Here is a 7595-nt window from a genome sequence, read left to right on the forward strand (position 1 = left end):
CTTGCGGCCCTCGGCGCGCTCGACGGCGAACCGGCGGGCGGCCTCGACCGAGCTGGAACGCTCGTCGACCAGCACCACCGGCAGCTTGAAACGTTCCCGCAACTGGCGGGCGAAGCCCTGCGCACGCTTGCGGTTGGGCTGGTCCTGGCCGTCCAACGTGAGCGGGTCGCCCACCACCAGGCCGTCAGGTCGCCATTCCTTGATCAGTCGTTCGACCGCGCCCCAGTCCGGACCGTTGCCGTGCACATCCACCACCGCGATGGCGCGGGCGTGGGTGCCGAAGGAACTGCCGATGGCCACGCCAATGCGGCGCGAACCGACGTCAAAGCCCAGCACCGTGCCGTCGCGACGGATGCTGGCCGGCTCAGACATGGCCGCTGTAACCGGTGTGGTGGAACAGGTCCACGCCCAGGCGCGCCGCCGCGCCCTGCCAGCGCTCGTCCAGCGGCGTGCTGAACAGCAGGTCGGCGTCGGCCGGTACGGCCAGCCAGCTGTTCTCAGCCAGCTCGTTCTCCAGCTGCCCGGAACTCCAGCCCGCACAGCCCAGCGTGACCAGCGCATTGCGCGGGCCTTCGCCGCGCGCCATGGCTTCGAGGATGTCGCGCGAGGTCGTGAGGAACAGGCCCTCGCCCACGGTGAGGCAGGCGTCCCATTCGCGCGGGTCGTCATGGATCACAAAGCCGCGTTCAGGGTGCACCGGACCGCCGTTGAGCACCGGAATGCCACGCAGGGCGGCATCGTCGGTGCTGATCTCCATCTGCGCCAGCACTTCGCCGAGCGTGTACTCGGACGGCTGGTTGACCAGCACGCCCATGGCACCGGCCTCGTCGTGCTGGCAGATCAAGGCCACGCTGCGGGCAAACGTGGGATCGGTCAGCGACGGCAGCGCTACCAGCAGGTGATCGGCGAGGGACGTGGGCAGCTGTGACATGGCCCCATTCTAACCGCAGGGCTCCAGACAGGGGCGTGAGCGGTGGGCTAGGATGCGCATTGATCTGCACGGACGCATCACATGAACGACACCTCCCTGCCCGCCCTGCCCTTGTCCTCGCGCAGCACCATCGTGCTGATCGCGCTGCTGCAGGGGCTGGCGCTGTACGCCGTGCAGCAGGCCGGCGAAGACTGGCCGTTCCAGGACATCGCCAGCCGCTATCGCTGGTATACGTGGGTGTTGACCATTCCCACCGCTGTTGCGCTGACCCTGGTGGACCTGCGCGACCGCCGGCTGTGGCTGCATGCGGCGATCGGCTCGGCGGTGGTGCTGGCGCTGGCCAGCTGGATCGGCTGGAACCTGGGCGGCGGTGCCACTGGCCTGGTGGATGGCCCGCTGCACTGGCCGTTCTCGATGAGCATGGGCATTGCCGTGTTCGTGATCCTGCCCTGGTGGCAGTTCCGCCTGCAGCACGGTCATTGGCGTGCCACCTATGACGGCTTGTTCGAACGCGCCTGGCAGAACGGGCTGACCCTGGCGCTGGCACTCGCCTTTACAGGCCTGACCTGGATGCTGTTGTGGCTTTGGGCAGAGCTGTTCCAGCTGGTGGGCATCGAGTTCTTCGACGACCTGTTCCACGAAAATGCCTTTATCTCCCTGGCCACCGGCTGCCTGTTCGGCTTTGGTGTATTGATCGGCCGCACCCAGCACCGCGCCATCCAGGTGACCCGGCAGGTGCTGTTCGCAATCTGTCGCGGCCTGCTGCCGTTGCTGTCGTTCATTGTCGTACTGTTCGTGCTGAGCCTGCCGTTTGCGGGGCTCGAGGCGCTGTGGAAGACCCGATCGGCGACCTGGCTGCTGGTGACCGTGTCGCTGCTGCTGGTGGCACTGACCAATGCGGTGTACCAGCACGACAGCGAGCGTGCGGCGTATCCGATGTGGCTGCGCCGACTGGTGGATGTCAGCCTGCTGGCATTGCCGCTATATGCGGTGCTGGCGCTGTATGCGATGGCACTGCGCATCGCCCAGTACGGCTGGACGCTGGAGCGCTTCTGGGGCGCGCTTGTGGTGCTGATGGTGACTGGCTACGCGGTGGGCTACGCGCTGTCCGTGCTGCGCCGGCGCGGCCGCTGGCTGCAGCCGATTGAAACGGTCAACCGCTGGATGTGCTGGACGGTGCTTGCGGTAGCCCTCCTGGCCAATTCGCCGCTGCTGGATGGCGTACGCATCAGTGTCGCCAGCCAGGTGGCGCGGCTGAAAGCCGATCCTGCTGCGATCGACGCCGACGACGCCACCGCACTGCGCTTCCAGTTCGGCCGTCGCGGCGTGGATGCGCTGCGCGAACTGCAGCGCGACCCGCGGATCAGTACTGATCCGCGCGCGGCCAGCGTGGTCAAGGATGCCCTGGCCAAGGAGACGCGCTGGGATGGAAAGGGCCGGGTGGATGACGGACTGCGCGACCTGGCCGGCCTGCAGCGTCAGGTCGTGGTCGCCCAGGGCAGCCCTGCACCCGATGCCGACTGGTGGCAGATGCTGTTGGATCGCAAGCTGCACGCCGCTGGCTGCCTGGAGCGGGATGCCAGCTGCGTGGCCCTGCGCCGTGATCTTGATGGCGATGGCATGGACGACATGCTGCTATGCGACCTGTCCGTGTACAGGGGGCCCACGTGCCAGGTGCACGCGCGCGCCACCGGCACGATGCCAGGCCGGTGGTGGAATGCCGGCGAGGTCAGCTTCTACAACGCGGGCAACAAAGAGCACGTGGGCAAGATCAACGCGGCGCTGAAGCAGGGTAAGCTGGAGCAGCGCCAGCCGCGCTGGCCGCAACTGCTGCTTCCGGACGTGGAAGCAAGAATCAGCGAAAACAGCGACGAAGCGAAGGTTGAGGACGACAGCCCATGAGCGGCTACTGCAGCATCGCGCCGGGACACCCGGTGCACGGCCACTACCACGACCATGAATACGGTTTTCCGCAGCGGGACGAGCGCGAGCTGTTCGAGAGGCTGATCCTGGAGATCAACCAGGCCGGCTTGAGCTGGGAAACCATCCTGAAGAAGCGCGAAGGCTTCCGTGCGGCCTACAGCCAGTTCGAGGTGGACGCCGTGGCGGCGTATGGCGAACGCGACGTCGAGCGGCTGTTGAACGACGCCGGCATCATCCGCAACCGGCTGAAGGTGCACGCGGCCATCCACAACGCGCAGGTGATCCAGCAGCTACGTGCCAGCCATGGCAGTTTCGCCGACTGGCTGGATGCGCACCACCCGCGCAGCAAAGCCGACTGGGTAAAGCTGTTCAAGAAAACCTTCCGCTTCACCGGTGGCGAGATCACCGGCGAATTCCTGATGAGCCTGGGCTACCTGCCCGGGGCACATGCGAAGACATGCCCGGTGTACAAGCGGTTGCAGGAAATGCGTCACGACCAACGGTCGTGACCCACCGGAATAATGCGTCACGACCAACGGTCGTGACCCACCGGGAATCGGCGGTTTACCGGTAGGCGGCCACCGTTGGTGGTCGCCCGCGCGGACTCAGACGCCCATGTAGCGTCCGGGGCGATGGTTGAACATCAGCACCAGGCTGAGCACCACCGCGCCGATGGCCGAATACATCACCTGCATCGGCGACAGCACGAAGAACGCTGCACACATCAGCAGGGTGTCGAATGACATCTGCACCTTGCCCGCGCTCCAGCCGCGGGTGCGCTGGAGGTACACCGCCAGGATGCCGATTCCGCCCAGGCTGGCACGGTGGCGGATGAAGAACAGGATGCCGAGCCCGGACAACGCGCCACCCACCAGCGCCGAGTAGAGCGGAGCCATGTGCGCGAAATCGGCAAAGCGCGGCAGAACGTCGGTCAGCACGCCGCAGGCGGTAACCGCGGCAAAGGTCTTGAGCGTGAATTCCCAGCCCATGCGGCGTACCGCCACCCAGTAGAACGGCAGGTTGACCAGCACGAACACCAGGCCGAAGTTCCAGCCGGCCGAGTAATGCAGCAGGAAGGCCAGCCCGGCCATGCCGCCGATCATCAGCCCACCTTTGGCGAAGATCGCCAACCCCAGCGAGGCCACCAGCGTGGCCAGCACCATGCCCTGCACGTCCTCGGCCGTGGAGTGGCGCAGCGCTTTCTCGTCGGCGATGGTGCCGGCGCTGTCTGGCGGCGGGGTCAACGGCCCGGCGGTGACCAGGTGGCCGTCAGCGTCTTCGCACGGCACGGGGCCATGGGATTGGAGAGACATGGGTGGGGGTACCGCTCGTGGGGAGTCGTATTAGACACGATCGGCGTGACAGTTGCAGGTGAAATTGATTCACCAGACAACAAAAAGCCCCGCTGGACGGGGCTTCTGCCAATTCCGTTCAGCTTCGTCCACGCTTCAGCGGACTTCGGAAATCTCCACGCCGTCCAGACCCTGCGACAGGGTGCGGGCGTCGCCGCCCTGCGAGAGCTTGATGCGCAGGCGCACTTCGTTCTGCGAATCGGCGTAACGCAGCGCGTCCTCGTAGCTGATCTCGCCCGCCTGGTACAGCTCGAACAGGCTCTGGTCGAAGGTCTTCATGCCCAGCTGGACCGATTCCTTCATCACTTCCTTCAGCTTGTGGATCTCGCCGTCGCGGATGTAGTCCTGCACCAGCGGCGTGCCCAGCAGGATTTCCATTGCCACCTTGCGCGACTTGCCGTCCGGCGAAGGCACCAGCTGCTGTGCGACCACGCCCTTCAGGTTCAGCGAAAGGTCCATCAGCAGCTGTCCACGGCGGTCTTCCGGGAAGAAGTTGATGATGCGGTCCATCGCCTGGTTGGCGTTGTTGGCATGCAGGGTACACAGCACCAGGTGGCCGGTTTCAGCAAACGCGATGGCGTGGTCCATGCCCTCGCGGGTACGCACCTCGCCGATCATGATCACGTCCGGGGCCTGGCGCAGGGTGTTCTTCAACGCCGCTTCCCAGCTGTCGGTGTCGATGCCCACTTCGCGCTGGGTGATGATGCAGCCCTCGTGCTTGTGCACGAATTCGATCGGGTCTTCGATGGTGATGATGTGCCCGGTCGAATTGAGGTTGCGGTAGCCGATCATCGCTGCCAGCGAGGTCGACTTACCGGTACCGGTCGCGCCCACGAACAGAATGATGCCGCGCTTGGTCATCGCCAGCGTCTTGATGATCGGCGGCAGGCTCAGTTCTTCCACGGTGGGAATGCGCGTCTCGATGCGACGCAGCACCATGCCGACCTGGTTGCGCTGGTAGAAGCAGCTGACACGGAAGCGACCGACGCCGGACAGACCGATGGCGAAGTTGCACTCGTGGGTTTTTTCGAATTCCTCGCGCTGCGCCGGGGTCATCACGTTCAACACCAGGTCGCGACTCTGCTGAGGCGTGAGTGGGGTCTGGGTGATCGGCGAGATCTTCCCGTTCACCTTGATCGCCGGCGGCATGCCAGCGGTGATGAACAGATCGGACGCCTTCTGATGCGCCATCAGTTTGAGGAACGAGGTGAAGTCGATGGTAGTGCCAGTGGTGTTCATCGCTATGTGCCCCGGTTATTCGAAAATGCGCTTGTCTTTGGCGTATTCCCTGGCCTGGTTGCGCGTGATCAGGCTGCGCTTGACCAGGTCCTGCAGGTGCTGGTCGAGGGTCATCATGCCCATCTGCTGGCCGGTCTGGATCGCCGAGTACATCTGCGCCACCTTGTCCTCGCGGATCAGGTTGCGGATGGCCGGTGTGCCCACCATGATTTCCCACGCTGCGGTACGGCCGCCGCCCACCTTCTTCAGCAGCGCCTGCGAGATCACCGCGCGCAGCGATTCGGAAAGCATCGAGCGCACCATCGGCTTTTCGCCGGCCGGGAACACGTCGATGATTCGGTCGATGGTCTTGGCCGCCGAGCTGGTATGCAGGGTGCCGAACACCAGGTGGCCGGTTTCCGCGGCGGTCAGTGCCAGGCGGATGGTTTCCAGGTCGCGAAGTTCGCCCACCAGGATGATGTCCGGGTCTTCACGCAGGGCCGAGCGCAGCGCTTCGTTGAAGCCGTGCGTGTCACGGTGCACTTCGCGCTGGTTGATCAGGCACTTCTGCGAGGTGTGCACGAATTCGATCGGGTCCTCGACGGTGAGGATGTGACCGTATTCGTTCTTGTTGATGTGGTCGATCATCGCCGCCAGCGTGGTCGACTTGCCCGAACCGGTCGGACCGGTGACCAGGATCAGGCCCTGCGGCTGGTCGATCAGCTCGCGGAAGATCGGCGGCACGGCCAGGTCTTCCAGGGTCAGCACTTCCGAGGGAATGGTACGGAACACCGCACCCGCACCCCGGTTCTGGTTGAACGCGTTGACGCGGAAACGCGCCAGGCTCGGAATCTCGAACGAGAAGTCGACTTCGAGGAATTCCTCGTAGTCGCGGCGCTGCTTGTCCGACATGATGTCGTACACCAGCGCATGGACCTGCTTGTGGTCCAAAGCCGGAATGTTGATGCGGCGGACGTCGCCGTCCACACGGATCATCGGCGGCAGGCCTGCAGACAGGTGCAGGTCCGACGCCTTGTTCTTCACGGAAAACGCCAACAGTTCGGCGATATCCATACGCTGCTACTCCCCATAGACTGCTGCGACTGGAAGGATCTTTCCCCGGTCGGCAGTATAGCCTCCCTGATCCACCGGAAAACGTCTGTGTCCGCACTGCCCCTGCCCACCTTGCTGCTGAACCTGCACAACGCGGCCGCCGCCGCAGGACGGCCAGATCCCTTGCTGCTGGCGGTTTCCAAGACCCAGCCGGCCGCGGCCGTGGCCGCCCTGGCCGCGCAGGGACAGCGCGCGTTCGGCGAAAATTACGTGCAGGAAGCCGTGGCCAAGATTGAGCAGCTGGTCACACTCGGGCTGGAATGGCACCTGATCGGACACCTGCAGTCGAACAAGGCCGAGCTGGCCGCACGGCACTTCGACTGGGTGCAGAGCGTGGACCGGCCCAAGCTGGTGGCCGCGCTGGCGACGCACAGGCCAGCGGACCGTGCCCCCTTGAACGTGCTGATCCAGGTCAACATCGACGATGAAGGCAGCAAACACGGCTGCACGCCCGGGCAGGTACCGGAGCTGGCGGCCCTGGTGGCCGCACAGCCGCGCCTGCGCCTGCGCGGCCTGATGGCCATTCCGGCACCCTGGCCGCAGCCGGAGCGCCGCGTGCAGGCGTTCGAGCGCATGCGCGCATTGTTCGAGACGCTGGCGGCGCAGTACCCGCAGGTCGACACCCTGTCCATGGGCATGAGTGCTGACTACCCTGAAGCCATCGCCCACGGTGCCACGCTGGTGCGGGTCGGTACGGCCTTGTTCGGCGCACGCCATTGACCATTGGAACCCCTATGAACGCCCACTCCATTTCCTTCATCGGTGGCGGCAACATGGCCCGCAGCCTGATCGCCGGGCTGGTCCGCCAGGGCACCGCCCCGGCACACATCCATGTCGCCGAGCCGGTCGCCGAACTGCGCGATGCGTTGAAGGCAGACTTCGGTGTCCGCACCTATGCCACCGCCAGCGAAGCGGCGGCCGACGGGGCCGTGTGGGTGCTGGCGGTGAAACCGCAGGTGATGTCGCAGGTGTGCGGCGACCTGGCCGACCTCGCCGCCCGGCATTCGCCGCTGGTGGTGTCGATTGCCGCCGGCATCACCAGCGCCCAGCTGCAGCGC

The 7595-nt window shown here is 65.4% G+C and carries 9 protein-coding genes; 4 read left to right on the forward strand and 5 right to left on the reverse strand.

What is annotated here, in order from left to right; all coding sequences use genetic code 11:
* Both ruvX and EGJ34_RS19325 read right to left on the reverse strand, forming a co-directional pair.
* Positions 1 to 372 (reverse strand): Holliday junction resolvase RuvX (gene ruvX / locus EGJ34_RS19320; RefSeq protein WP_125362076.1); only part of this gene is annotated, 372 nt, incomplete at its 3' end.
* Positions 365 to 931, reverse strand: coding sequence for a YqgE/AlgH family protein (locus EGJ34_RS19325; RefSeq protein WP_125362077.1), 567 nt, complete (start codon positions 929 to 931; stop codon positions 365 to 367). The genes ruvX and EGJ34_RS19325, both read right to left, overlap by 8 nt.
* An 81-nt stretch (positions 932 to 1012) precedes the next feature.
* On the opposite strand from EGJ34_RS19325, the gene EGJ34_RS19330 reads away from it, so the two are divergent.
* Together EGJ34_RS19330 and EGJ34_RS19335 are read left to right on the forward strand one after the other, a co-directional pair.
* Complete coding sequence (locus tag EGJ34_RS19330) at positions 1013 to 2833, forward strand: DUF4153 domain-containing protein (protein ID WP_125362078.1); 1821 nt, start codon at positions 1013 to 1015, stop codon at positions 2831 to 2833.
* A complete protein-coding gene (locus tag EGJ34_RS19335; protein ID WP_125362079.1) occupies positions 2830 to 3363 on the forward strand; it encodes a DNA-3-methyladenine glycosylase I in 534 nt (177 codons plus the stop codon). The genes EGJ34_RS19330 and EGJ34_RS19335 overlap by 4 nt, the downstream gene beginning before the upstream one ends.
* A 96-nt stretch (positions 3364 to 3459) precedes the next feature.
* Here EGJ34_RS19335 and EGJ34_RS19340 read toward each other — a convergent pair whose 3' ends face one another.
* The 3 genes from EGJ34_RS19340 to EGJ34_RS19350 form a co-directional block, all read right to left on the reverse strand.
* Positions 3460 to 4167: a YitT family protein gene (locus EGJ34_RS19340; protein ID WP_125362080.1), complete on the reverse strand. Its 708-nt coding sequence runs from the start codon at positions 4165 to 4167 to the stop codon at positions 3460 to 3462.
* 135 nt (positions 4168 to 4302) lie between these two features.
* Complete coding sequence (locus EGJ34_RS19345; RefSeq protein ID WP_125362081.1) at positions 4303 to 5445, reverse strand: PilT/PilU family type 4a pilus ATPase; 1143 nt, start codon at positions 5443 to 5445, stop codon at positions 4303 to 4305.
* Positions 5446 to 5460: 15 nt separating this feature from the next.
* Entirely contained in the window at positions 5461 to 6498 is a 1038-nt protein-coding gene (locus tag EGJ34_RS19350; RefSeq protein WP_038690018.1) for a type IV pilus twitching motility protein PilT, read from the reverse strand.
* 87 nt (positions 6499 to 6585) lie between these two features.
* Between EGJ34_RS19350 and EGJ34_RS19355 the strand changes: the two genes are divergently transcribed.
* Positions 6586 to 7257, forward strand: coding sequence for a YggS family pyridoxal phosphate-dependent enzyme (locus EGJ34_RS19355; RefSeq protein ID WP_185750257.1), 672 nt, complete (start codon positions 6586 to 6588; stop codon positions 7255 to 7257).
* A gap of 14 nt (positions 7258 to 7271) precedes the next feature.
* On the forward strand, positions 7272 to 7595 hold a 324-nt coding region (locus tag EGJ34_RS19360; protein ID WP_185750258.1), incomplete at its 3' end, for an NAD(P)-binding domain-containing protein.

It is taken from the genome of Stenotrophomonas sp. 278 (genome assembly GCF_003935715.1).
GTDB classification, from domain to species: Bacteria; Pseudomonadota; Gammaproteobacteria; order Xanthomonadales; family Xanthomonadaceae; genus Stenotrophomonas; species Stenotrophomonas maltophilia_AH.

What these genes read in the sequence shown, in the direction of transcription:
- EGJ34_RS19325 (WP_125362077.1), bottom strand. Translation starts at nt 931, where the DNA reads ATGTCACAGCTGCCCACGTCCCTCGCCGATCACCTGCTGGTAGCGCTG.
- EGJ34_RS19330 (WP_125362078.1), top strand. Translation starts at nt 1,013, where the DNA reads ATGAACGACACCTCCCTGCCCGCCCTGCCCTTGTCCTCGCGCAGCACC.
- EGJ34_RS19335 (WP_125362079.1), top strand. Translation starts at nt 2,830, where the DNA reads ATGAGCGGCTACTGCAGCATCGCGCCGGGACACCCGGTGCACGGCCAC.
- EGJ34_RS19340 (WP_125362080.1), bottom strand. Translation starts at nt 4,167, where the DNA reads ATGTCTCTCCAATCCCATGGCCCCGTGCCGTGCGAAGACGCTGACGGC.
- EGJ34_RS19345 (WP_125362081.1), bottom strand. Translation starts at nt 5,445, where the DNA reads ATGAACACCACTGGCACTACCATCGACTTCACCTCGTTCCTCAAACTG.
- EGJ34_RS19350 (WP_038690018.1), bottom strand. Translation starts at nt 6,498, where the DNA reads ATGGATATCGCCGAACTGTTGGCGTTTTCCGTGAAGAACAAGGCGTCG.